The organism is Vagococcus allomyrinae (assembly GCF_017829975.1).
In the GTDB taxonomy this organism is placed as follows: Bacteria; Bacillota; Bacilli; order Lactobacillales; family Vagococcaceae; genus Vagococcus_D; species Vagococcus_D allomyrinae.
Genome location: NZ_JAEEGA010000015.1, coordinates 1 through 23,621 on the forward strand (window position 1 = coordinate 1; position 23,621 = coordinate 23,621).

Here is a 23,621-nt window from a genome sequence, read left to right on the forward strand (position 1 = left end):
TTATTGATTAGGTACTTTAATTATACAAGGAAGTGCTATTTATTTCGTCAAAAAAGGCCAAAAATCTTAAAAAAGATTTTTGGCCTTTTGGCTTATGTTGAGGACTTATGGGTCAGCCTCTTTCTTTTTTTCGATTATGTAAGAGGAGAGGAACCAAATACAAGTGACTACCAAGGTTAGGCTTGAGAGCAGCAAAGCTAGTCGCTGAGTGGGTGTACGCTCGTAGGTAATGGTAAAGGAGTTCGTATTTCCAGGCGAAATAAATGTCACCAGTCCGTTTTCACTGTAAGATTCCAGAAAGACACCTTGTTCCGTTACGACTTGATAGCCAACATAATAAAAAAGTGGCACAGAAATAATCATTTCTCCTGTAGAGACAGCGTTCACAGGTAGCTGAATGGTCGTGGTTTTATATGTTTGTTGGATAACTTGTTGGTCAAAATTGAGCCAACGTTTTCCGTTAACTGTTATGTATTTATGAGGAGCTTCCTTTAGTTCGTTATAGTTAGTTCCTTGAACCAAGTATTCTTGTCCATAACCGATATCAGCATGTCGTTGAGTCAGATAATCCTCATTTGTTAAAGGGGCAAATCCCATGACAGTCGTTTGGTGAAGAACATTGCTGTTAAAGCCAAGGGTGATGATAAAAACAAGAGCTGTGATCACCATGATAAAGGAAGGTCGCTGGGCTTTAGGATGTTCCATCACTAACTGGCAGGCTAAAAGGCTAGCAGCTAGTGAGACAAAGATGAGCAAACGCCAAGGGAATTGAATCGTTGCAAAAATAGTATCCTTAAACAGCGACCAAGGAAATAGATTGGTTGACAGAGCAAAAAGGGTAAGTGCTAGCAAGGTGACCAATTTGGTAGCCAGTCTGGTTTGTTTCCAAGTAATCAAAGCGCTCACTAAAACAATCACTAGGCAGATGCCAATATTAGGGCTTAAGTTGTTCCAAGGCTCTGTCACAGTGCTAATACTATTGGTTAATAGTTGACCTAACTGATAATTCAAGGCGTTTTGCCCTAGACTAACATTTGTCAGATTAAATGACAGGGCCGATAGCTGTTCAAGCATTGGGAGGATTATCCAAGCCGTTAACAGGCCGCCAAGTAAAATGGCTTTGAGCATGGCAGTTATTCTAACCCGTATATCTAATTGATTTTTTATGAGTGCCCCTAAGAAAAGTATCATGACAATGATAGCAGTATAAAAAGCAGTAATGAGGTGACTGCTTAAAATACCACTCATTCCGATGCCTAAAAACCACCATCTTTGCTGATTGCCAACACTAACCTCATAGACGCCTAATAAAACAAGAGGTAAGAAAATAAACGCCAGCGTTTCACCTAAGGCCCCACGCACAAATTGATCAATCAGGCGATAGGTTGAGAGTGTATAGAGCAAAGTGCCGATATATGCTGCTCGCTGAGTAGTCAGTTGTTTAAAGACATAGAAAGCGGAAATACCAGTAGCTAAACTTAGACAAAATTGAAACAAATAATAGGCTTGCACAAATGAAAAGCCTATTAAGCGAAATAAAGCAAAAGGCAACAAAAATAGCGATGGATAAAAAATGTCAGCACCATACCCATAACCACCTGCCATAGTAGGGAAAACTTTTGGGAAAAAGTCCAACTGCCTGACAGTTAAATAGTAATTTTCAAGACGTTCTTTGTGAAAAATCAGATCATCTTGACTGTGGATACTGTTTTCGAAGACAAAGGGCATGATGGAAATGGCAGCAATCAGGATTAAAAAAGCTGATAGCCAGAGCGCTTCAGTCGTGTGTTTAGTTTTCATATGGGCACTCCTTGCATAAAAGTCTTGATTATTTTTTGATGCTTAGGTTGGCCTGAGCCAGTCCATGAGTGAGTAGAGGTAGCGAAGCAGGTCCGACACCGTGAAAGTTCAACACTTCTTTTTCCGTTAAAGCTGCCAGTTTTTCAAATGAATCAATACCATGATGTTGGAGTGCACGATTAGCCGGTTTAGACAGTGTTGTTAAAAAATGTTCGAATGTCAAAATCAACACCTCTTTTCTAATTACCATTATAACGAAAAAAGCACAAGAAGAATAGAAAAGAAGGAGGAAACTGATGAGTTTTGATTAAAGAGTGAGAGTGAATGGAATTTAGTTAAAAACTATGGCTTGAGGCTGTCTATAAAGAGGAGAAAAATGCGAAAATGAATGGCCTCACCGGATACAATTAGGTGAGGCCATTCATTCTATTCTTCGATCGGATTTTGAGTTAACACGGAGTAAAATTCTTCAATTTCATTGGAAATAATGCCAATAGTTTTTGGTTTTTCGTGACGAGTCTCATCTGTTCGACCATGTGCTTTCTTAAAACCTTCTGATTTTAGCCAAGCTTTTTGATCGGCTTTTTCAACCCATTTGCTTACAACAACTATTTCATCATAGTCTAGAGCGGCCTCTTTTTGCCATAATTCAAATCCTAAAAACCCCTTAATATTTGTGACACTGGCAGTGGCATGACCACCAGCAAATTTTTCAATGATCTTAGCTGTCGCTGGTTTTTCTGTTCGAATCGTATTGGTAACGATAAACATCGCGTCTCCTCCTTTTTTGATTTCATTTATTATACACTTTCACTTATCACTTGAACAATGAAAAAGCTCAATAGACAGAACAAAAATAGTTATTGATTCACATTCTTGTTTAAAGAGGGCGTAATGGTTAGTTCAATGTCATGAGGTAACAGTTACTTCGAACGTGATTATAAATTATTTCCGAAAAAAATGCTGTATTTGTAACGTGGCAATGAAAAAAAGCGCTATTTAATGAATGAAGTGAAAAACATCACAATTAAGTGTTATAATACAGGAGTAAGTACTAATAAATGAATGGAGGACAATCATGTATAATTTATCAGGGAAAAATGTGGTAGTAGTAGGCGCATCCAGTGGTATCGGTGCTCAAGCCGCAGTTGCTTATGCAAAAGCAGGTGCTAATGTGGCAATACTTGCCCGCCGCCTGGAAAGATTGCAAGCACTGGAGAAAGAGCTAACCAGTTATGGTGTTCAAGCGGTTTCGATAAAGTGTGACGTCAGTGATCACCAAGCCATCAAAGATGCCGCTGGTCAAATTTTTACTGTCTTTCCACGAGTGGATATCTTGTTAAACAATGCTGGTGTTGCCGTTAAAGGGGATCTGATTGAGCTGACAGAAGCGGACTGGGATTGGTCCTTTGATGTGAACCTTAAAGGAATCTTTTTAATGTGTAAATATATTTTACCGAATATGATAGAAAATCAGTACGGTAAAATTATTAATATCTCTTCGATTAATGCCCTGATCTCTGATAAACTGCCGGGATTTGTCAGACAGTCTTATAATACGTCAAAAAAAGCGGTTGTTGGTTTGACAGAATCAATGGCAACTTATTATGGCAAATACAATATAACGGTTAACGCCATCGGTCCGGGTTTTTTTAAAACTGAAATGACGGAAGGTTCACTGTTTAAATCAGCAGAATTTATGTCTAAACATAATGAAAGAAACCCTATGGGAAGAACAGGAGCAGAAGAAGAAATGAATGGCCCGATTCTTTTTCTTTCATCAGATGCCTCAAGTTATGTTAATGGCCAATTCTTAGTAGTTGATGGCGGCTTGACTTTAGTTTAACGGGGCGTACGAAATAGCGCTAATTCATTAAAAATATGGATTAGCGCTGTTTTTTTATAAGGTCAGATCAGTCAGGGGCATTCGGATAGAAAAGGTGGTTCCATCTTGAGGAGAGGAGCGTAAGTCTAATTGCCAATCATATTTAGCCACGATCGATGCCACCGCAAAAAGTCCCAGACCCGTTCCTTCGTCAGCTGATTTAGTTGTAAAAAAGGGCTCATAGATTTGTTTTTGTAACTCAGCCGGTACACCAGGGCCATTATCGGTAATTTCCAAAATCACATAGTTACGATTGGGACCGTTGGGGTGACCTTCAGTTACTTTTTTTGCAGTAACCCAGATACATGGATGAGGCACACTCGTTTTGACCGCTTGGTAAGCATTGGTAATCAAATTATAGATAACGTTCTGTAGGTCGATTTCTTCAAGTGGAACTAGCCCCATTTGTTGTTGAACGTTTATTTTTAAGGGGATTTTCTTAGGAATAATCCCACTGATCAAGTGAGCGGCCACAGTGATGGCGGATGAGATATCAACCACTTCTTGAATGCTGTCAGATTCTCTTGAGAAACGCATCACATTTGATAATAATTTATCACCTTTTTGTGCTGATTGGAGGACTTCATGAAGATCGTCATGTAAAATAGGTTGATCTTGATACTCTTGCATTAACAGTTCCAGATTTCCGATGATGGGAGTTAGAAAGTTATTCATATCATGAATAATGGAAGTTGTTAAGAGTCCAACTGTTTCTAATTTATTGCGTTGTGATAATTGCCACTCTAATTTGTGTTGAGCTTTTTGACGTTGATGTTTGGCGATTAAGTGTTTATTTTCTTCTTCAATCTTTTCTTGTTTACGGAAACTTCGTAAGAAGAAGGTGAAAATAGCAATGAGTAACAGTAACAATAATAAGATACAAAAGAGGACAATGACAAAATTAATAATCTCATCATTACGTTCTCGGTAATCGGCATTAATTGAAATGACCCAGTGGGCCATGCCGACATCCACCCATTCGAATGCGCCAATTTTTTCAGCTTCTCTAGGAGTTTTTTCATCCCACCAATAAGATTTATAGGTCAGCGAGCCTTCATTATGCTCCAGTTGATACTTTTCTAGACGCTGTAAATCTTCATAATGGAGGGTTGGGAAAAGTTCTTTGCGCCCGTCAATGATGGATAAGCCGATTTGCTCATCTACTGGATGCATCACAACAGTCATCGAACGATCTTTAATCATGGGATACCCTTTATATTCCAACTCAAAATCCTGAATAAAGTTTTGATAAAAAACAGTCAATTTTAGGGGCATTATCAAGTAACCAATAACATCACCAGCGCGGTTATTGATGGCATGATAAAAATTTAAATAGGCTTGTTTTTCGATAAAGTAGGAATCGCTATTTTGTTCGGCAGCTGGTGAGTCGATCATTTTGGTTAACGAGGGATCCTTTTCTAAGTAGGGCATGATGTTTTCTGTGTTAATTGTTCCGATTCTTTTTGTCTTCGAATCCCAAGAAATAGCGTTCATGGGAGTGCCCTCTCGATCGATATAAATTAGTGTCTCCGATTCACCATTTAGTGACTTAAAAAAAGGGACGAGTGACGTTTGATTGTCAATTAATGTCATAGGTGACTCGATAGATGTCCAGTTTTCATTAATGGTCAAATAACTGAGTGATTGATGCCGATTTTTCATGGATAATTGCACAATCTTGGCAACGTATTGAGTTGACTGTAATAGAAAATCTTGACCACTGGCTGTGGTGGTATTGCGGATAACGGAAAAGCCGCGAATAGCAAAAAAAACAGAAATAATAATTAAGATTGTCGTAGCGGCAATCATGGCATTAACAACTTTTGTGGTTCTTTTCAACAGTGAGCGCTCCTTTATAGAATCGGTTTATTCTGGTCAACATGTGGAAGTAGTCCTTGTTATCAACTTACTTAGGAGAGAAACAAGATTGAGTTGTAAATTTGGGCTAATTCAGCTATTGTATAGTTAATATAATTAAAATTATGAGGTGTGTGTGGTGAGAAACGAAAAAATTCTAGTAGTTGACGATGACCCTGCTGTTCGTCGATTGATTTGGAAAGCGTTACAAGCAACTGGTGTCTTAATCTATCAAAGCGAGACTATTGATCACGCATTGGATATGATGAAACGAATTGATTTTCAGTTGTTCTTACTAGATGTGAGCTTGGAATACGAAAATGATGGCTATCAGCTAGCACAGCTGATTCGAGAACGACAGCCACTAACCCCAATCATCTTTATCAGCGGGAGAAAAGAAGAGGCTGACATTGTGAGTGGATTGGAATCAGGGGGAGATTTATACTTAACAAAACCTTTTTCAGCAATTGTTTTAAAAGCACAAGTTACAAGCATTTTAAATCGAACGGAAAGATTTTTAGCTGTTAATCATCAACAAAGTGAATCCATCTTGGTCCATGGTGTGTTTAAATTTGATAAGAACCTCTATCAGTTTAGCAAAGATGGAGAAATAATCAACATGACTTCGAAAGAAATTATGATGATGTTGTTTTTCATGGAAAATCCCTATCAGGTGTTTAGTAAAGAACAAATTTATGCTAATGTATGGAGCAGTGGTGACATGGACCAAAAATTAATCGTGGTTTACATTAATTATTTACGTAATAAAATTGAAGATGACCCAAAGAAGCCTCATTATTTACAGACGGTTTGGGGGATTGGTTACTCTTTTCATCCAGAGAAGCAAAGAGACGTTGATTAAGATTAATCAACGTCTCTTTTTATGTTTGGCCAAGCACTGCTTAACGACCTTCTAGTTTGCTGAAAAATAAAGCTAAGGCCAGTAAATCAGCAGTTCCACCAGGACTTACGTGTTGGGAAATCAATTGTTGATCAAAGAGACGCAAGGCATCTTCTATTTGCTCTAATGGTGCGTTAGTTAAGTTCACATATAACTGATTAGCGTTCTCCTTAATGGCTAGCCAACTTTTGACTCCTCCTCGATGGATGAGATTTGAATCCTCTACTTGGCCCATGAGAAGTAACATTGTCAATAAGAAGCTTCTTTTTTCTGCTGGCTGCTTTCTTAGAAAGGGAAGGGCAACTTTGCGTAACATCGGATAGCCGGCCGCTGCTTCTCCTCTAATCCCGGTAAAGCCGTGTTCTAGATAAAGTCGCTCACCAGCACTTAAATCTTCTTTTAAAACTAAATCCGCATAGTCTGCTTGAATCAAATTTTCGCTCATCAGCGCTACATACATCAAGTTAGCCAGTGTATCGTTGGTCTTGAAGGGCAATTTTAAGTCTGGCTGTTGTTGAATATAGTAACCGATTGCTCCTAGGATTAGGGCAAAAGAGAAATTGGCACCTTTATGTGTATTGATACCAGCTGTGACTTGTAACATCGCCTCTTCTGCAAGAATTCCTTGTCGCCTTATTTTGGCGAAAAGCTCTTGGGGTGTTCCTTGATGAGTGTGGCCAAGGGCTAGATAGTCGCTCAAAAAGGGACTTAAGGCAATACTACTGTCGATGAATGTGAGAAAGCTCATATCATCGTGAGCCCCATTACTGAGGGGGTCGACCAGTCCCGGCTTAGGAAAAAGGGCGGCCTCGTGAAGAAGGGCTTGTTGGGCATATTGACTGATTTGATTAATGAGTTGTGTCATTTAAATACTGCTCCATTTCTTTGATGATAAAGGATAAAGATGTATCTAAATGTTCGTGAATAATCAACTCAATTTGTTCTTTGTTTTGATTGGTCATTCCCTGATAGATCAACCAGTGTTCATGGAGGGCGCGATCTCGGCGCTCTTTGTCTTTAATGGCGATATCACGAAAATAAACCAAGTAATCGCGTAACTTTGTGACAATCGATTCCAAGCGTAACATCTGACTTTTTTGATAGATAAACTGATTAAAGTCAGAAAACTTCCGCAAAACTAAATCAACGTCTCCTTCTTCATTTAATTGGTGGGTGTCTTCTAATAACGTTCGGAGTTCCTCAAAGTCTTCAGGTGTCATTTTTTTCATAGCAGTCGTTGTTGCTAAAATATCCAAAGCTTTACGTATGTCATAGATCTCATGAGCATCGGCGACATTAATTCCCTTAACAATATTTCCAATACCTGGTTGATAGGCCACTAAATTTTCTGAAACTAAGGTTTGCATAGCATGGCGAATTGGCGTTCGACTAATATTCATCTCCTCGGCAAATTCTTTTTCATTAATCCTTACACCAGCAGGAATTTCCCCTAAGATGATAGTTTTACGAAAGGCTTGGTAAACAAGCGATTTTAAAGGTTCATTACGGGTTAAATCAAGATTTTTAGCGACATTTTCTGTTACGGTTGACATGATAAGGCTCCTTTAAGTTAATAGTTGATTTGGTTTATTGAGGGATGTATAAAGGCATATGACCAGTTAGAATAATCGCCACAATAAAGATGATGAATATTCCCAAGGCCCATTTAGCTGATTCTTTTTGCCATTTTCCCATGTCTAATCCTGTTAAGCGTAATAATAAGTAAATGAAAGCTACTAAGGGGCTAAGTAAATGGAAAGCTTGTCCCATTAATGAAGCGAGTGCCATTTGCATGTCGGTAAAACCGTAAGAGCGGCCAGCTTCAGCTAAAACAGGTAAAACACCGAAATAGAAACCATCATTGGAAATAAAGAAGGTTCCAGGGGCAGAAATGAGCGCAATGACTAATCCCCAGAAACCAGCTAACTGATTGGGAATAATCTTAGTAAAGCTCTGAGCTAAGGCATCAGCCATCCCGGTCCCTTGGAATAGGCCCATAAAGACACCGGCAGCAAAGACGAGGATGACAACTTGAACAGCATCACCGCCATTGGCGCCTATGCGAGCAGACTGATCTTTGAGGTTAGGATAATTGACCATTAACGCAATAACTGTCCCTGTTAAAAAGAGGAACAAAGGTGGCAAACCAAGACCAACAAATGAATCAGTAATAAGCAAGGTTAATAATAATATGGTTAACACGGCATTAAAAGCCCATTTTTTAGGACGGCGAACAGCTAAAAGTTCTTCGTCAGTAACCGTTGTCATCGCAATTAACTCGGCATCGGAAAGGGTTTTAATACCTAACCGTGCTCGTTCTTTACGTCCCATTGAGGGAGCGACAATCAAGATGACATACGCTAACGCAGCGATCATCCCAGGAACTAGATAAGCCAGAATTTCGGCACCAACGTTTAGTACGCTCATGGCTCGAGCGGTTGGTCCGCCCCAAGGAAGTAAGTTCATGATGGTATTTTGTAAAATAACCAAAACACCAAGGTTCATTAATTTCATATCCAGTTTTTTATAAATAGGAATAAAAGCTGAACAACAAATCAAGGTTGTAGTCGTACCATCACCGTTTAACGAAACAGCTGCCGCTACAACGGCCGTGGCGATTAGCACTTTCATGGGATCACCTTTGGCTAAGTAAATCATTTTTTTCGTGATGGGATCAAAAAGACCTGCATCTAACATGATTGAAAAGTAGAGAATCGCAAAGAGTAACATAATCCCAGTATTGGAGGTTGTCTTAATCCCCTCCATCACAAAATCTCCTAAAGTTCCTTTGTTAGAAACACCTAACAAAATCGCTGATAACGCGAAAAACAGAGGGACTAAAACTAAAGCTGTAAAAGGCGACATTTTTTTCTTCATGATAACTATCATAAAGATAATAATCATGGCATACGATAGAACGGTTAATAACATCTTTTTCTCTCCTTTGTCATCCGATAACGGTTGTTTCTAAGGGGCCGTATTCTTATGAAAGAGTTCGCTAGAGATCAGAGACAATCACGCTAACTTATTAAGAATATCGGTTCTCCGTGATACGTGGGTGTTGACTGCCGTCACTTCACTAGGTAAGTAGCTAAAAAGCAGAGGCAAGTCAGTAGTACATAAGATCCGTTGTAAAAAGGTGTTGCAGAAACTTGATAAAACGTTCACGTGAATTAGTAATGAATCAATTTATTTGCTTAAGCAAGGATTAGTTTAGCTGATAAAAAAAGGGAAGAATAGAGGGAAAAGGGAAAAAGAACAGCAAAAGAACAATCTTGTTACCGCTTTCTTAAAGAGAAGTCAATAAAAGGTTAATAAAAGGTTAAATCAGTTAAAACTCTTGTATATCAAGGGTTTTAGCTGTTTTTATGACTGGATAAAAAAAAGGAACAGTGAAAGAACAATTTATCATAGCGGTTTTGGTTTTATTCAAAGACAATTTACCTATAATGAAATTATCAAGCAGAAAGGATGTGAGTTTATGGGGCTATTTAAACGCTTGTTTGGCGAAAAGGAGAGGATCACTCATCGGTTAGAGGAACCTGTTCAGAGCAAGTGGCAAGAGGTTGCTCCTTATATACCCGCTGACAAGAGTGAGCAGCAACTAGTGTCTCTGATTGGGACGGGGATTGCTGCAGGAGATAATCCCACTAGCCACTTTGTTGTAAAGCGATTGTTAAAGAGAAATCCTGAAGTTCAGTTGGTGGCTGTGATTGCGACCAGCTTGGCAACAGGTGATCAGCCTGAAAGCGTCTTTAGGGTTACGTCAATTAAAGAGGAAAAACTAGGAGGAAGTCATGATGTTGCGCAAGTTTAAGATTTCAATTGATGGAAAAGCTTATTTAGTAGAAATGGAAGAAGTAGGTGGCGTTTCGGGATCTGTTGTAAGCCCGGTTGCTGCACCAGTTGCCACATCAGTACCAGTTGAAGTGGCACCAACAACCGAAATCGTACCAGTGAGTAGCACGGACGTAGAAGGGGAAGCAATGACTTCACCAATGCCTGGCACAATTATCAAAATTTTAGTGAATGTCGGCGATGAGGTTCAAGAGAATCAGCCTTTAATGATTTTAGAAGCGATGAAGATGGAAAATCAAGTCGTTGCAACGAAAAACGGTAAGGTGGCAGGGATTCACACCTTGTTGGGCTCAGTTGTTAATGCTGGAGATGAGCTTATTACAATTGCCTAACAAAAAGAAAAAGTTGGAGGAGAAAAACTGTGGAAACATTAATTCAAGGTATCACGTCCATTACAATTGGACAAATTATTATGATGGGGATCGGTTGTCTACTGATGTATCTTGGCATCAAAAAGGAATATGAACCGACCCTTTTGGTTCCGATGGGTTTGGGAACGATTTTAGTGAATTTTCCCGGTTCAGGTGTGCTCACACAAATAGTTAATGGCTCAGAAACAGAAGGGGTCTTTGATGTGCTATTTAATGCAGGGATTGCAACGGAATTATTTCCCTTACTCATCTTTATTGGGATTGGCGCTATGATTGATTTTGGCCCATTGTTACAAAATCCCTTTATGCTACTTTTCGGAGCGGCCGCTCAATTTGGGATTTTCTTTACGGTGATTGTTGCTGTACTCTTTGGTTTTGATATAGAACAAGCCGCTTCCATTGGGATTATTGGTGCAGCTGATGGCCCTACTTCAATTTTTGTTTCGAATCAATTGGCGCCCACCTTATTAGGGCCAATTACCGTTGCCGCTTATTCATATATGGCTTTAGTACCGATTATTCAACCGATTGCCATTAAAGCCGTCACTACGAAGAAAGAACGGGGCATTCGCATGACGTATAAAGCGGATAGCGTCTCAAGATTAACCAAGATTATTTTTCCCATTGCCATAACGGTAGTGGCAGGCTTTATTGCGCCAATCTCCTTGCCTTTAGTGGGTTTCTTAATGTTTGGTAATTTATTGAGGGAATGTGGCGTATTAGATCGACTCTCTAATACTGCTCAAAACGAGTTAGTTAATATCGTGTCTATTTTATTGGGGTTGACGATTTCCATTAAAATGCAAGCAGAACTCTTCCTAAATGTGCAAACCTTGCTGATTATTGCCTTTGGTTTGGTAGCGTTTATTATGGATTCGGTTGGTGGGGTGCTTTTTGCTAAACTTTTGAATGTATTCCGCAAAGAGAAAATCAATCCGATGATTGGTGCAGCGGGAATCTCAGCCTTTCCCATGTCCAGTCGAGTGATTCAAAAAATGGCAACAGATGAAGACCCGCAAAATTTTGTGTTGATGTACGCAGTCGGCGCGAATGTTTCTGGCCAAATAGCGTCGGTTATTGCAGGTGGCTTATTGCTGGCATTTTTCTCATAAAAAAAAGGTTAGTAACCGAAAGGAGAGCATCAAAATGAATACTGAAGCATTAAAAATTGCTGTGGAGTTAATGTTGTTCGGCATGGGTGGCGTTTTTCTTGTGTTGTTTTTACTATATCTGATTTCACAATTATTGATTAAGCTGTTTCCGGCTAAATAAAGCTTGTGTTGAAACAGTGTTATTCCGGCAATTTGAGAGGTCGTACTGATTGTCGGCAGGGTTTTGTTAAAAGGAAGTGAGACAAGGTGATAATTAAACGACTGTGGTTAGATCGAGACCTGGAGGCCCGCCGATCATGGTGTTCTCTATTGGAGGAAGTTGGTCTTGCCCACGATGAAGAAGTAGATTATACAATTGGCATCTATCAGGATAATCAACTAATTGCAACAGGCTCGCTTTTTTTCAATATTCTAAAGTGTCTAGCTATTGCGCCAGAGTACCAACAGGAGAATTTGTTAACGAAAGTTGTTGATCGATTGCGAGAAAAAGTCTCCGAGGAGGGCGGGGCTCATTATTTTGTTTATACCAAGCCTGAGATGATTCGGCAGTTTAAAGGGCTGGGGTTTAATGAAATAGTTCGCACTCCGGAGTTGGTATTTATGGAACAAGGAGCCCCTGACTTTTTTGATTATTTAAAAGAACTAGGGAGATATAAACAGCCTACCCAGAAAAATGCTGCGATTGTCATGAATGCGAATCCCTTTACGAATGGTCATCTGTATTTAGTGACAGAGGCAGCCAAAGAGAACGAGACCGTTTATGTCTTTGTCGTGTCTGAGGATCGCTCCTTGTTTAAAGCGACTACCCGATTGCGTTTAGTGAAAGAAGGGGTCAAGTATCTCTCGAATGTGGTGGTTCTACCAACACGTGATTATAGTGTCTCAAGTGCGACCTTTCCTTCTTATTTTTTAAAGGATCGAACGCCCACAGCTCTTGCCAGAAGTCAGGCGTTAATGGATGCCAGTTTGTTTAAAGAACGGATAGCGTCCTTTTTGGATATCCGTCGCCGCTATGTAGGAGAAGAACCATTTTCACCGGTAACAGCTATTTACAATGATGCGATGAAGGCCGTTTTTGCTCCAAACATTCACTTGCAAGTCTTGCCCAGACAACGATATGGGGAAGAAGTCATCAGCGCCTCACTTGTTAGACGGCTGATGAAAGCTAATGATTTAGCTTATATTAAGCAGATAGTCCCTTCGATCACTTATCAAGAAATTGTCAAACATCAAAAAAAGAATGAGGTGTCTTATTTTGGAAATTAAGCAATTTGCATCAGCTGGTACAACAGAATCCAGCGATATTTTAATCTCATTGGCTATTCATGATCAAGAAGAGATTATAATCGAGTTAGATAGTAATGTCGAAAAGCAGTTTGGCCAACAAATCCGTCAGTTGATCAAGGAAACTTTGGAGAAGATTGGGATCAGCTCTGCTAAAGTGACCGCCATTGATAAAGGGGCATTAGATTGTACGATCGAAGCTCGGACATTGGCTGTGGCTTATCGAGCTGCTGGGACAAATGGAAAACTAGATTGGCAGGTGATTCATTCATGGAACAATTAAGACGAACGATGATGTTTGTCCCGGGGGCTAATGCTGCGATGCTTAGGGACGCCCCTCTATATGGAGCGGACGCCATTATGTTTGATTTGGAAGACGCTGTGTCTTTAAAAGAAAAGGATACGGCTCGGGTTCTCGTGTATCAGGCATTAAAAACATTTGATTATACTGCAGTTGAAACAGTCGTGCGAATAAATGGACTGGATACGGTTGGTCATGAGGATATCGAGGCGATGGTCATCGCTGGCGTTAACGTGATTCGTTTGCCAAAAACCGAAACGGCACAAGATATAATCGCGGTGGAAGCGATTATTGGTGAGATGGAAGTCAAGTACGGCATTCCTTTGGGAACGGTTAAGATGATGGCCGCCATTGAATCGGCAGAAGGGGTCTTGAATGCCCGAGAAATTGCCAAAGCCAGCGATCGTTTAATTGGAATTGCCTTAGGTGCCGAGGATTACGTGACCAATATGAAGACTAGACGTTTTCCAGATGGTCAGGAATTATTTTTTGCTCGCAGTACCATTTTACATGCCGCCCGGGCAGCGGGGATTGCTGCGGTGGATACGGTTTATGCTGATGTTGAGAACACAGCCGGTTTTCAGGCCGAGGTTCGTTTAATTAAGCAATTAGGCTTTGATGGCAAGTCGGTCATTAACCCACGTCAAATTCCGCTAGTCAATCAAATTTATGAACCAACAGCTAAAGAAATTCAACAGGCCAAGGAAGTGATTTGGGCGATTCAGGAAGCGGAGGCCAAAGGAGCCGGTGTGATTGCCGTCGATGGCAAAATGGTGGACAAGCCAATTGTGGAGCGCGCAGAGCGAGTGATCGCTTTAGCCAAGGCGGCGAAGTTAATTTCTGAGGAGGACGTTTAGATGAAAAATAGTTTAGGCCGAGAAATTCCGGAAGAGCATAGTGGCAATCATGGTGGCTTTGCCGGGGAGTTAGCCATGATCAGAGAGTATCAAGAAAGGGCTCGACATATCCGACCAGTCAAACCCCGCGATCAAAAACTGCTTGGGAGTTTAAGAGAGGCTATCGAAAAAACTGGTTTAGAGGATGGCATGACCATCTCTTTCCATCATCACTTTCGAGAAGGGGATTTTGTGATGAACATGGTGTTAGACCAAATTGCTGAGATGGGGATTAAAGATTTGTCAATTGCTCCGAGCTCAATTGCCAATGTCCATGAACCTTTGATTGAACACATTAAAAATGGGGTAGTGACTCAGATTACGTCAAGTGGTTTGCGGGACAAGGTAGGAGCGGCTATTTCCAGTGGGATTATGAAACACCCCGTCGTGATTCGCTCTCATGGTGGTCGTGCCCGAGCCATCGCCACAGGTGATATTAAAATTGACGTGGCTTTTTTGGGAGCCCCTAGCTCTGATTGTTATGGCAATCTAAATGGCACAGTTGGCAAAGCAACCTGCGGGTCATTAGGGTATGCCATGATCGACGCTAAGTATGCGGATCAAGTCGTAGCGATTACTGATAGCTTAGTTCCTTATCCCAATACACCGATCAGCATTCCTCAGACGGACGTTGATTTTATCGTTGAAGTTGAGGCGATTGGAGATCCGACTGGGATTGCTAAAGGGGCAACTCGTTTTACTAACAATCCGAAAGAGCTATTAATTGCTGACTATGCAGCGAAAGTCATCACACATTCCCCTTATTATCAAAATGGTTTTTCTTTTCAAACAGGAACTGGTGGGGCGGCGTTGGCCGTGACTCGCTTTCTCAAAGAGAGCATGATAAAAGACGGGATTACAGCTAGTTTTGCTTTAGGAGGTATTACTAATGCCATGGTGGAGTTGTTAAAAGAAGGCTTGGTTGAACGGATTATCGATGTTCAGGATTTTGACCATCCGGCGGCAGTTTCCTTAGGTGCCAATGAGGCCCACTATGAAATCGATGCGAATATGTACGCCTCGCCTTTAAGCAAAGGAGCAGTTATTAATCAGTTGGACACGGCGATTTTATCAGCGTTGGAAATCGACACGGACTATAATGTCAACGTATTGACAGGCTCAGATGGTGTTATTAGAGGAGCTTCTGGCGGTCACTCTGATACGAGTGCGGCGTGTAAAATGAGTTTGGTGATCGCCCCACTGATTCGTGGACGGATTCCCACAGTGGTTGAAGCAGTCAATACAGTGGTCACTCCTGGCAGTAGTGTTGATGTCCTTGTCACTGAGCTGGGGATTGCCATCAATCCTTTACGGTCAGATCTTATCGCTCATTTTAAGGAACTAGATGTGCCTCAGTACACCATTAAAGAGTTGCAAGAAAAAGCTTATGGTATTGTCGGAATCCCTGAAGCGATTGAGTACGGTGAACAAGTTGTGGCCGTAATCGAGTACCGTGATGGCACGATGATTGATGTGGTGCGCAATGTCTAATGCCCTTTTTTCAGGACCAAGCATTCACCTTAAAGGAATGCTTGAAGCTAGAGAGACCCGTGCTGACCGACAAGCATATCTATTGAAACAGGGGGGGAAATGCTTATTATCGATGACATTAAATATACCTGGACCAGTCAAAAATAGTCCAGGCATTCAGGCGATAGCAGCAGAGGTGGTGGCCGAACTGAATCTTTTTTTTCCAAAGGAAGAAGCGCAAGTCTTAAGCCTTTTGGATATTCGAACAGGACCAGAATATTATCTGCTACTTGATCAGGAGCCTTTTGAGGTTAAACGCAAGCTTGTAGAGATTGAAGAAAGGCATCCTTATGGTCGTTTAGTGGATCTAGATGTCTTAGTGCGGAATGAGGGAAGTCAGACTCTCAAGCAAATTAATCGAAAACTGTTAGGCTTATCACCCCGTCGGTGTTTTCTCTGTGATGAAGATGCGAAGGTATGCAGTCGCAAGCGCCAGCATCCGGTTAGTGAGATGCAAGAGGCAATTTGCCAATTAATCGAGAAAGGACAGCAGGAATGACAAAAACAATTAGGTTTACCGAAACAGTCTTACGTGATGGGCAACAGAGTCAAATTGCTACTCGCATGCCAACAAGTGATATGTTGCCAATTTTGGAAGAGATGGACCAGGCGGGGTATTACGCCATTGAAATGTGGGGAGGTGCTACCTTTGATGCCTGTCTACGTTTTCTAAATGAAGACCCTTGGGAACGGTTGAGGGCGATTCGCAAAGTCGTTAAAAAAAGCAAACTACAAATGCTGTTACGTGGACAAAATTTATTGGGTTACAAAAATTATCCTGATGATGTGGTTGAAGAGTTTGTTAAACAAGCGATTGAAAACGGCATCGATATTATTCGAATTTTTGATGCGTTAAACGACACGCGAAATTTGGCCACGGCGATGAAAGCCACCAAAAAATATGGTGGTCACTGCCAAGCAGCCATATCCTATACGACCAGTGAGTGTCACACAATCAGTTATTTTGTCGACCTGGCAAAAGAATTAGCGGAGATGGGAGCTGACTCAATTTGCATCAAAGACATGGCGGGCATTTTAACACCAGAAGATGCCTTTCAGTTAGTTTCAGCTATTAAGCAATCCCTTAAATTACCGTTGGAGGTTCATACTCATGCCACTAGTGGCATTGCTGAGATGACCTATCTGAAAGCCGTGGAAGCCGGTGCTGATATCATTGATACAGCTATCTCAAGTTTTTCGGGTGGCACTAGTCAACCTGCCACGGAATCGATGGCTCTTGCTCTAGAAACATTAGGCTATGACACTCAGTTGAACCTTAAAACACTGGAAACCATTGCCGATTATTTTAACCCGATTCGGGATAAATTTCGTTATGAAGCGTTATTAAATCCGAAAGTTAAAGACACGGAACCAAAAACATTGTTGTATCAGGTGCCTGGCGGCATGTTGTCAAATTTACTGAGTCAGTTGACAGAACAAGGGCTGGCAGATAACTATGAACAAGTCTTACAAGAAGTTCCTCGAGTGCGGGCTGATTTAGGTTATCCCCCTTTAGTAACTCCCTTATCGCAGATGGTTGGTACGCAAGCAGTGATGAATATTATCAGCGGTGAGCGTTACAAATTAATCCCGACTGAAATTAAGGAGTATGTTAAGGGGCAGTATGGAAAACCGCCAGTGGCCATTTCTCATGCGATCAAACAGTTGATTATTGGGGACGAACCAATCATGACGGAGCGGCCGGCGGATTATTTGGCACCAGGGTTGTCTGATTTTGAAAAAGAAAGTCAACCTTATGCTAAGTCAATCGAAGATGTGCTCTCTTACGGTCTATTTCCTCAACAAGGAAAAGATTTTTTAGGACGACGCGAAGACCCCTTCTACGATGTTGTGGAACAACAAGTGAAGGTTACTATAGAGATCTAAATGACAGGTTATCGTGCTGGTAACTTAATCATTTGGAAGACTTTCCTCCTAATGTAAATTTGTGATGAGACTCGCAGGTTTATCGAGAAAGTAAAAATCCCTTAAGCATGCTTAAGGGATTTTAGTTTGTTTAAGATTTTTATTACGATTTGTGGATGTGTCACCATGAATGAGTTCGCCTACCAGATCCGTTCTCAAAAGCGATCATGGGTTGCCCTATTTCAAGCGTGTCTTTCTTATTTGCTATTAAACATATCAAATGATTGTAGTAAACTTGTTCATTTTTGTTAAAGTTTATTGGCGGAGTGACCGTTCAAGTGGTTGTCGGCAAGACAAACATGGCTAATAGTCGAACGGAATTTAATTGAATCGCAGTTAAAAGATAGTTGGAATCATCCCACCGTCAGCTCGAATAACAGAACCACTAAAACTGCTGGCTAAAGGGCTACAGACAAAGGTGACGAGTCTGCCTATTTCCGCTGGGGGGATAAATCGCTGAATCAGGGAAGCTGGACGGTGGTCTTCCATAAACAAGGTTTCCATTTCCTCAAAAGTTAATTCTTGTTCGCCGTACAAATCCTTTAGCATCGAGGTGACACCATCTGTTAAACTAGGTCCAGGTAGGACAGTATTGACGGTGACTCGGCTACCTTTTGTTTGAGTGGCCAAGGTTTTGGCTAAAGACAACTGCATGGTTTTCGTCATACTGTAGTGAGCCATTTCTCCTGAAGGCATCAGCGCTTCTTCGCTTGCAATAAAAACGATCCGGCCAAAATTTGTGTCTAGCATTTTCGGTAAATAAAACCTGGCAAGCGAGTTGCTGATCAGGACGTTGACGTGAAAGAAATGGAGCCAGTCATCGTCATTAATCTCGTAATAGTCGGTGGGTTTAAAAATTCCAAGGTTATTTATTAGTAAATCCACCTTGGGAAATTGTGTTGTTAATCTATTCAGCGCTTCTGGTTGACTCAAGTCATAGGGGGCTGATTGAGGAGCAGTGGTGGGGAAGGTGGCCTTAATATCAGCCACGATCGTCTTGACGTCGGATGCCTTACGACCGTTAATAATGACATGAACACCTTCGCTAGCTAGTTCGTAAGCAATTGCTTTGCCGATTCCTTTTGTTGAGCCAGTTACTAAGGCTGTTAAGCCTGTTAGCTTCATTTTCATTAGTGTATTCCTTTCGTTGTTTGAGTGCTAATAAATGTTTTTTTAGCATGTTGATCACTTAAAAATCAAAGGTGTCTGGATTTGGGCCTATTCGTCGGTCTTGATTTAACAAGTTGATGGCCTTCATTTCACTTGGCGTTAATTCAAAATCAAAGACGGAAATATTTTCGATTAAGCGTCCGCGGTTGGTTGATTTTGGAATGGTAATAACCTGATTTTGTAAGTCCCAACGTAACACAATTTGGGCAGGTGACTTTTGATAATGCTGACTGAGCGATAGAATTAACTCATCTTTTAGAATGTCCCCATTCATCAAAGGAGACCAAGCTTCCATTTGAATTTTCTGTGTATCAAGGTAGTCTTTAAGAGGAACTTGAGTCAGCAGTGGGTGATATTCGACTTGGTTAATGACAGGCTTAACTGTGCCGTATTTGGCCAAGTTTTCCAAATGATGGATCTGAAAGTTACTGACACCAATACTGCGAATTTTGTTTTCATTGTAGAGTTTTTCCATTTCCAGCCAGGTTGAAACGTAATGGTCTGCTACAGGCCAATGAATCAAATATAAATCTAAGTAATCAACACCAATTTTGCTTAAACTTTCGTGATAAGCAGCAGCAACATTTCCCTTGCGCATATCCTCATTCCAAATTTTTGAGGTAATAAATAACTCTTTACGGGTAATACCAGCAGCGGCTATTCCTTGACGAATGCCTTCGCCAACTGCTTCTTCATTGCCATAAATACTAGCCGTGTCAATACTGCGGTAACCTTCAATAATGGCTGTTTTAACAGCGTTAACCAATTCCTGGTAGTTTTCCACTCGAAAAACACCTAAACCTAATGCGGGCATGTCGAGGCCGTTGTTCAATGTGACAGATGGGATTGTGTTCATTCTAATTCCTCCGTTTGTTTGTTTAGTTTGAAGTAAATCTGTTTACATTTTAATGATATGTCGTTAGTATAGACCCTATAGGTTAAAATGTGAAGTAGGTACTTTTTTGTGATATAGGTACTAAAAAGTACCTGTGAAAGGATTTGATAGAAATGGAACCAATTGTTTACGGGATTGGTGTTGAGGCGACGATTGAAGTGATTGGTGGTAAATGGAAGCCGATTATTTTATGCCACTTGAAGCATGGCACTCGCCGCCCTTCTGAATTAAAAAAATTGATGCCGGCGATTACCCAGAAGATGTTAACGCAACAATTACGCGAGTTGGAATATTCAGGAGTCATTGATCGAGTTGTTTATGAACAAATACCACCAAAAGTGGAGTATTCTCTTAGTGAATATGGTCGCTCTTTAGAACCGGTCTTAGAGTTGTTATGCACTTGGGGAGAAGCTCATATTCAAAAACGGCAAGTGGAATTTAACGAAAGGATTGTCTTGAAGCATCAGGATTTATAAAGTTAGCGTTAAGTCGTGATTATTTCGGCATTTTTTGCAACATGTATGAAAGACGCAAGGAAAGTAATGCTGGCTTGAGAAGAGAGAAATGTGGCTAGCCCTCTTTCTTTCAGAGGTGATTATGAAGCATTGTGAGTTATCAAGCTTAACGTTTATCAGTTTTATGTCAATCAAATAGTCAGCTGGCACAGATGAGTCTAGATGGTATTCTATATTGCTTAGATTGCTATTAGCGGAAAAGGTTAACCCTTGATTCAAGCGATGTTAAAATAAAATTGTCACTAAAAAAACGGATTACACTCAAATTATCGATGAGTGTGATCCGCTTTTTTCTAATTTAAATAGGCCTTATTTAGGCTGGGACATGGCGTAATTCACCTGTCTCAGGGTTGATGATTAAACCAAAGACATTAACATCGTGGGCTACTAGGGGATGTTCTTTTACGATAGAGACACTGGAAAGAACCGACTCCTCTAAAGAATCAAAACCAGCTAACCAACTGAGAACGTCGACATCTAAATTGTCCACAGTTTCTTGAGTAACGCCACGATCTTTCATCTTTTCAATCAAATAAGAATTATCAACTCGTGCCATGCCACATTTTTCATGACCAATGATGACGACATTGGTGACATTAAAAGCATAAAGAGCGACAAGGATACTCCGCATCGCAGAGCCCATGGGATTAAGAACGGTTCCACCGGCGTTTTTAATCATCTTGACATCGCCATTTTTTAGGCCCAAAGCCTCTGGTAATAAAGTCGTTAGACGGGTATCCATGCAACTGACAATCACCATGTTTTTATCAGGTAGATTTGAGGTCGCAAATTTTTCATAATCTTTATGGGCAACAAATTGTTTGTTGTGTGCCATGATATCACTAATAACATCTTGTTGTTTTGGCATAATTATTTCCTCCGAATAGTTATTCTAGTGTGCTCTAAAGTTAGCACTAGTAAAAAAGTGTCAAAAATTAATTGAATGTACAAAGAAACACTTAACAACTATTTTAACATGAGAATAAGATGAGAGGAAATAATTAGATTTGTGATGCCACGCTTCTAGAAATGTATCGTTGTAATAGGAGGATAAAAAAGGAGTGTATTTTGATAAATTGTTCAAACGACGCTCCTTTATTGGTCTTTAACTATTCTTCAGTCTATGAGAAAATAAATAGAGGTAAAAAAAAACTAGTTATAACGACCAAATGATAAGTGATTTGACGATATAATATCAGCGATAAATGGTAGCAAAAGAATGTTTTTAATCAATTTTTAATGGAAGTAATGCCACTAATTTTTTGGTCAATTCTGAAGTTCGTAAAACATACATATAACAATAGAAAGGTCTTGAATCGCACCAAACTAAATAAAATTTTAAGGGAAATATGTGATTTTGCATAATGAAGATTGAAGGAGGGGCAATAATGACAACTAAAAAATGGGGAATTTTGAGTCTTACTCACTATTATCGGGTAGTATCAACTCAAGGAAATCAGGAAGAACGAGTCGTCGCTTTAGATAGACTGTCATTGAGTCAGCCATTTGGCGAAATAGTTGGATTGATTGGTGGCAAAGGAGCAGGTAAACAGACTTTCATACGGATTTTAATGGGGGAAATCACCCCCTCCGAAGGATTGGTATCTGGTAGACCTGATACAATGGGCTCTTTGGAATTACCAGAACAGCGAAGTAAGGAACGAACGGGTGAGTCCTATACTAAACGAAAATTACTTAAGTGGCAAATGTCTAAAAAGAAAATTGCTGAACTAACAAAAGATATCCATGAGTTTTCGGAACTTGGTGAGCAGTTTTTTAAAAAGATAAAATACTACACCCAAGAGGAACAAATCCAACTAGAAGTTAGCATATTGCTTCATGTTGCGCCAAGCCTCATCTACATTGATGAATCTCTCTTAACTGTAAAAGAACACTTTTATATTAAAGTCTTTTTTTATTTACTAAATTTAAAAGAGCTAGGCTCAAGTATTTGGATTAATACCGCTAATATCAATCGCGTAGAGAGCTACTGTGATAAATTAATCTGGTTGGAATTTGGTCGTTTACAAGAACATGGTGAGGTTAAGGATGTTTTAAAGCGCTACGAGGATTATTACCAACAAATTACTAATTTATCTTATAAAGAGCAAAAGAATTTTTGGAAAGAAGGCTATGAAAAACAGCTTATTGAGAGTCGAACTCGTGATAGGGAAAAGAAGCTTGCTAATTTGAAGTATGTCGAATCTGAGCTTCCAGAGGTCGGTGAGGAATTATTAGAGGGACTAGGAGATGAAGACCGTCTATCTCGATCTGACGCTAGGCGTCAGAAGCGGCAACAAAAGCCATTGATAAAAAAATGGTGGGGGATCGCAGGAGTGATAGTTCTTTTGACGATGGTGGCAAGTGCTCTCCTTCTGGAGAAGTTGCCAACCTTTAAAGGTCGAACGCAAAAAGAATTACCAAAAACCAATAGAATCGAACGAACAAGCCAAGAGCCAATACCAGCCAGCAGTTCTTCAAGTGAAAAGAGTGTCACTGAGGAATCACCCTCTGAAAGCGTTGAACAGGATCCTGATGTATATGTAGTAAAAGCAGGGGACAGTCTATCAAAAATAGCCGAGCAATTCGGTCTTAGCCTCCAACAACTAAAAGATTGGAATCATTTGACGAGTGATTATCTCATGCTCGATCAACGACTAAATCTTAGAGCGCCAGCAGAAGCGCTAGCAGAAGTAGTAACCGATGTGAAAGTTGCAGCAGCAAGCTTCACTCATGTTGTCGTAACTGGAGATACTCTCTTGGGTATTGCAGAAAAGTATGGGGTAAGTATTGCTGATTTGCAGGCGGTGAATCAATTAGCAGAAGTCACTATTTATTCTGGAACGGAATTGATGTTGCCAGCAGATGCTAGAGCACCTATTGCTAACTCAGCAAACGAACCGGCCAGCCAAGTAGTGGCCTCAGTACCAGATCAGTCGATAGTACAGTCGGAATTGAGAGAACATATTGTCAGTTCAGGAGAAACATTGTATGGCATAGCTAGGCGATACGGGGTAGACATTATGGAGATGCAACGGATAAACTTTTTGCAAACAGAACAATTGTATCCTGGTCAACAATTAAGAATACCGTAAAAGAAGCGGAAATGTTATAACAACCACTAACAAAGAACAGCAAAAGTTGCTTTTCGACTCGGTCATTGAGTTGGAAAGCTCTTTTGCAAAGGTGATCTACTATATGATAAAAAATATCAATGGGTTATCAACCAAGGGTCAGATCATCCCTTTTATGACGACAGAGCAAGGATTTGCTCAATGGGTGAATCTTTTTAACAGGTTAGTCTGATTTGTGATTACGAT

24 protein-coding genes are annotated in these 23,621 nt (G+C 40.4%); 14 read left to right on the forward strand and 10 right to left on the reverse strand.

The annotated features are described in order from the left end of the window. Positions 1–105: 105 nt before the first annotated feature. The 3 genes from I6N95_RS19510 to I6N95_RS19520 all read right to left on the reverse strand — a co-directional run bounded on the left by I6N95_RS19510 (position 106) and on the right by I6N95_RS19520 (position 2,571). Positions 106–1,800, reverse strand: coding sequence for a YfhO family protein (locus I6N95_RS19510; protein ID WP_209531028.1), 1,695 nt, complete (start codon positions 1,798–1,800; stop codon positions 106–108). 28 nt (positions 1,801–1,828) lie between these two features. After that, positions 1,829–2,023 carry a helix-hairpin-helix domain-containing protein gene (locus I6N95_RS19515; RefSeq protein ID WP_245249731.1) on the reverse strand — a complete coding sequence of 65 codons (195 nt, stop codon included), beginning with the start codon at positions 2,021–2,023 and terminating at the stop codon, positions 1,829–1,831. A gap of 203 nt (positions 2,024–2,226) precedes the next feature. After that, complete coding sequence (locus I6N95_RS19520) at positions 2,227–2,571, reverse strand: antibiotic biosynthesis monooxygenase (RefSeq protein ID WP_209531029.1); 345 nt, start codon at positions 2,569–2,571, stop codon at positions 2,227–2,229. Between the two features lie 307 nt (positions 2,572–2,878). On the opposite strand from I6N95_RS19520, the gene I6N95_RS19525 reads away from it, so the two are divergent. Continuing rightward, complete coding sequence (locus I6N95_RS19525) at positions 2,879–3,646, forward strand: SDR family NAD(P)-dependent oxidoreductase (protein ID WP_209531030.1); 768 nt, start codon at positions 2,879–2,881, stop codon at positions 3,644–3,646. A gap of 54 nt (positions 3,647–3,700) precedes the next feature. Here I6N95_RS19525 and I6N95_RS19530 read toward each other — a convergent pair whose 3' ends face one another. Beyond that, a complete protein-coding gene (locus I6N95_RS19530; protein WP_209531031.1) occupies positions 3,701–5,524 on the reverse strand; it encodes a sensor histidine kinase in 1,824 nt (607 codons plus the stop codon). A gap of 157 nt (positions 5,525–5,681) precedes the next feature. On the opposite strand from I6N95_RS19530, the gene I6N95_RS19535 reads away from it, so the two are divergent. After that, positions 5,682–6,404 carry a response regulator transcription factor gene (locus tag I6N95_RS19535; protein WP_209531032.1) on the forward strand — a complete coding sequence of 241 codons (723 nt, stop codon included), beginning with the start codon at positions 5,682–5,684 and terminating at the stop codon, positions 6,402–6,404. Between the two features lie 40 nt (positions 6,405–6,444). On the opposite strand, the gene citG is transcribed toward I6N95_RS19535, so the two are convergent. The 3 genes from citG to I6N95_RS19550 are packed head-to-tail and all read right to left on the reverse strand — an operon-like array spanning position 6,445 to position 9,374. Next, the gene (gene citG, locus I6N95_RS19540) at positions 6,445–7,308 is read right to left on the reverse strand and encodes a triphosphoribosyl-dephospho-CoA synthase CitG (RefSeq protein ID WP_209531033.1); all 864 of its coding nucleotides are present in this window, start codon (positions 7,306–7,308) and stop codon (positions 6,445–6,447) included. Next, positions 7,292–7,996 (reverse strand): GntR family transcriptional regulator, encoded by a 705-nt coding sequence (locus I6N95_RS19545; protein ID WP_209531034.1) that lies wholly within the window; start codon positions 7,994–7,996, stop codon positions 7,292–7,294. Before I6N95_RS19545 ends, citG begins: the two co-directional genes overlap by 17 nt. A 34-nt stretch (positions 7,997–8,030) precedes the next feature. Continuing rightward, a complete protein-coding gene (locus I6N95_RS19550) occupies positions 8,031–9,374 on the reverse strand; it encodes a CitMHS family transporter (protein ID WP_209531035.1) in 1,344 nt (447 codons plus the stop codon). Between the two features lie 550 nt (positions 9,375–9,924). Between I6N95_RS19550 and I6N95_RS19555 the strand changes: the two genes are divergently transcribed. The 10 genes from I6N95_RS19555 to I6N95_RS19595 all read left to right on the forward strand — a co-directional run bounded on the left by I6N95_RS19555 (position 9,925) and on the right by I6N95_RS19595 (position 17,682). Next, the gene (locus tag I6N95_RS19555; protein ID WP_209531036.1) at positions 9,925–10,260 is read left to right on the forward strand and encodes a hypothetical protein; all 336 of its coding nucleotides are present in this window, start codon (positions 9,925–9,927) and stop codon (positions 10,258–10,260) included. Continuing rightward, positions 10,244–10,633 (forward strand): acetyl-CoA carboxylase biotin carboxyl carrier protein subunit, encoded by a 390-nt coding sequence (locus I6N95_RS19560; protein ID WP_209531037.1) that lies wholly within the window; start codon positions 10,244–10,246, stop codon positions 10,631–10,633. The genes I6N95_RS19555 and I6N95_RS19560 overlap by 17 nt, the downstream gene beginning before the upstream one ends. A 29-nt stretch (positions 10,634–10,662) precedes the next feature. Beyond that, positions 10,663–11,784, forward strand: coding sequence for a sodium ion-translocating decarboxylase subunit beta (locus I6N95_RS19565; RefSeq protein ID WP_209531038.1), 1,122 nt, complete (start codon positions 10,663–10,665; stop codon positions 11,782–11,784). Between the two features lie 34 nt (positions 11,785–11,818). Next, a complete protein-coding gene (locus I6N95_RS27520) occupies positions 11,819–11,944 on the forward strand; it encodes an OadG-related small transporter subunit (RefSeq protein WP_283809000.1) in 126 nt (41 codons plus the stop codon). A gap of 92 nt (positions 11,945–12,036) precedes the next feature. Continuing rightward, positions 12,037–13,050, forward strand: coding sequence for a [citrate (pro-3S)-lyase] ligase (gene citC, locus I6N95_RS19570; RefSeq protein ID WP_209531167.1), 1,014 nt, complete (start codon positions 12,037–12,039; stop codon positions 13,048–13,050). Then, entirely contained in the window at positions 13,040–13,351 is a 312-nt protein-coding gene (citD, locus tag I6N95_RS19575; protein WP_209531039.1) for a citrate lyase acyl carrier protein, read from the forward strand. The genes citC and citD overlap by 11 nt, the downstream gene beginning before the upstream one ends. Beyond that, positions 13,339–14,226 (forward strand): citrate (pro-3S)-lyase subunit beta, encoded by an 888-nt coding sequence (citE, locus tag I6N95_RS19580; protein WP_209531040.1) that lies wholly within the window; start codon positions 13,339–13,341, stop codon positions 14,224–14,226. Before citD ends, citE begins: the two co-directional genes overlap by 13 nt. Then, the gene (gene citF / locus I6N95_RS19585) at positions 14,227–15,756 is read left to right on the forward strand and encodes a citrate lyase subunit alpha (RefSeq protein WP_209531041.1); all 1,530 of its coding nucleotides are present in this window, start codon (positions 14,227–14,229) and stop codon (positions 15,754–15,756) included. Then, positions 15,749–16,294, forward strand: coding sequence for a citrate lyase holo-[acyl-carrier protein] synthase (gene citX, locus I6N95_RS19590; RefSeq protein ID WP_245249733.1), 546 nt, complete (start codon positions 15,749–15,751; stop codon positions 16,292–16,294). The genes citF and citX overlap by 8 nt, the downstream gene beginning before the upstream one ends. Next, entirely contained in the window at positions 16,291–17,682 is a 1,392-nt protein-coding gene (locus I6N95_RS19595) for an oxaloacetate decarboxylase subunit alpha (RefSeq protein ID WP_209531043.1), read from the forward strand. Before citX ends, I6N95_RS19595 begins: the two co-directional genes overlap by 4 nt. A 375-nt stretch (positions 17,683–18,057) precedes the next feature. Here I6N95_RS19595 and I6N95_RS19600 read toward each other — a convergent pair whose 3' ends face one another. Both I6N95_RS19600 and I6N95_RS19605 read right to left on the reverse strand, forming a co-directional pair. Continuing rightward, positions 18,058–18,852, reverse strand: a complete 795-nt coding sequence (locus I6N95_RS19600) for an SDR family NAD(P)-dependent oxidoreductase (RefSeq protein WP_209531044.1) — start codon at positions 18,850–18,852, stop codon at positions 18,058–18,060. A 58-nt stretch (positions 18,853–18,910) separates the two neighbouring features. Further along, entirely contained in the window at positions 18,911–19,747 is an 837-nt protein-coding gene (locus I6N95_RS19605; RefSeq protein ID WP_209531045.1) for an aldo/keto reductase, read from the reverse strand. A 152-nt stretch (positions 19,748–19,899) separates the two neighbouring features. Here I6N95_RS19605 and I6N95_RS19610 point away from each other — a divergent pair, with 152 nt between their 5' ends. Next, positions 19,900–20,262, forward strand: coding sequence for a winged helix-turn-helix transcriptional regulator (locus tag I6N95_RS19610; protein ID WP_209531046.1), 363 nt, complete (start codon positions 19,900–19,902; stop codon positions 20,260–20,262). Between the two features lie 352 nt (positions 20,263–20,614). On the opposite strand, the gene I6N95_RS19615 is transcribed toward I6N95_RS19610, so the two are convergent. Then, on the reverse strand, positions 20,615–21,169 hold the full coding sequence (locus tag I6N95_RS19615; RefSeq protein ID WP_209531047.1) for a beta-class carbonic anhydrase: 555 nt from the start codon (positions 21,167–21,169) through the stop codon (positions 20,615–20,617). A 520-nt stretch (positions 21,170–21,689) separates the two neighbouring features. Here I6N95_RS19615 and I6N95_RS19620 point away from each other — a divergent pair. Further along, entirely contained in the window at positions 21,690–23,396 is a 1,707-nt protein-coding gene (locus I6N95_RS19620; RefSeq protein WP_209531048.1) for a LysM peptidoglycan-binding domain-containing protein, read from the forward strand. Positions 23,397–23,621 lie beyond the last annotated feature (225 nt).

Coding starts and splice junctions, on each gene's coding strand:
- I6N95_RS19510 (WP_209531028.1), bottom strand. CDS start 1,800: ATGAAAACTAAACACACGACTGAAGCGCTCTGGCTATCAGCTTTTTTA.
- I6N95_RS19525 (WP_209531030.1), top strand. CDS start 2,879: ATGTATAATTTATCAGGGAAAAATGTGGTAGTAGTAGGCGCATCCAGT.
- citG (WP_209531033.1), bottom strand. CDS start 7,308: ATGACACAACTCATTAATCAAATCAGTCAATATGCCCAACAAGCCCTT.
- I6N95_RS19545 (WP_209531034.1), bottom strand. CDS start 7,996: ATGTCAACCGTAACAGAAAATGTCGCTAAAAATCTTGATTTAACCCGT.
- I6N95_RS19610 (WP_209531046.1), top strand. CDS start 19,900: ATGGAACCAATTGTTTACGGGATTGGTGTTGAGGCGACGATTGAAGTG.
- I6N95_RS27520 (WP_283809000.1), top strand. CDS start 11,819: ATGAATACTGAAGCATTAAAAATTGCTGTGGAGTTAATGTTGTTCGGC.
- citX (WP_245249733.1), top strand. CDS start 15,749: ATGTCTAATGCCCTTTTTTCAGGACCAAGCATTCACCTTAAAGGAATG.
- I6N95_RS19600 (WP_209531044.1), bottom strand. CDS start 18,852: ATGAAAATGAAGCTAACAGGCTTAACAGCCTTAGTAACTGGCTCAACA.
- I6N95_RS19615 (WP_209531047.1), bottom strand. CDS start 21,169: ATGCCAAAACAACAAGATGTTATTAGTGATATCATGGCACACAACAAA.
- I6N95_RS19595 (WP_209531043.1), top strand. CDS start 16,291: ATGACAAAAACAATTAGGTTTACCGAAACAGTCTTACGTGATGGGCAA.
- I6N95_RS19605 (WP_209531045.1), bottom strand. CDS start 19,747: ATGAACACAATCCCATCTGTCACATTGAACAACGGCCTCGACATGCCC.
- citE (WP_209531040.1), top strand. CDS start 13,339: ATGGAACAATTAAGACGAACGATGATGTTTGTCCCGGGGGCTAATGCT.
- citF (WP_209531041.1), top strand. CDS start 14,227: ATGAAAAATAGTTTAGGCCGAGAAATTCCGGAAGAGCATAGTGGCAAT.
- I6N95_RS19520 (WP_209531029.1), bottom strand. CDS start 2,571: ATGTTTATCGTTACCAATACGATTCGAACAGAAAAACCAGCGACAGCT.
- I6N95_RS19550 (WP_209531035.1), bottom strand. CDS start 9,374: ATGTTATTAACCGTTCTATCGTATGCCATGATTATTATCTTTATGATA.
- I6N95_RS19560 (WP_209531037.1), top strand. CDS start 10,244: ATGTTGCGCAAGTTTAAGATTTCAATTGATGGAAAAGCTTATTTAGTA.
- I6N95_RS19620 (WP_209531048.1), top strand. CDS start 21,690: ATGACAACTAAAAAATGGGGAATTTTGAGTCTTACTCACTATTATCGG.
- I6N95_RS19555 (WP_209531036.1), top strand. CDS start 9,925: ATGGGGCTATTTAAACGCTTGTTTGGCGAAAAGGAGAGGATCACTCAT.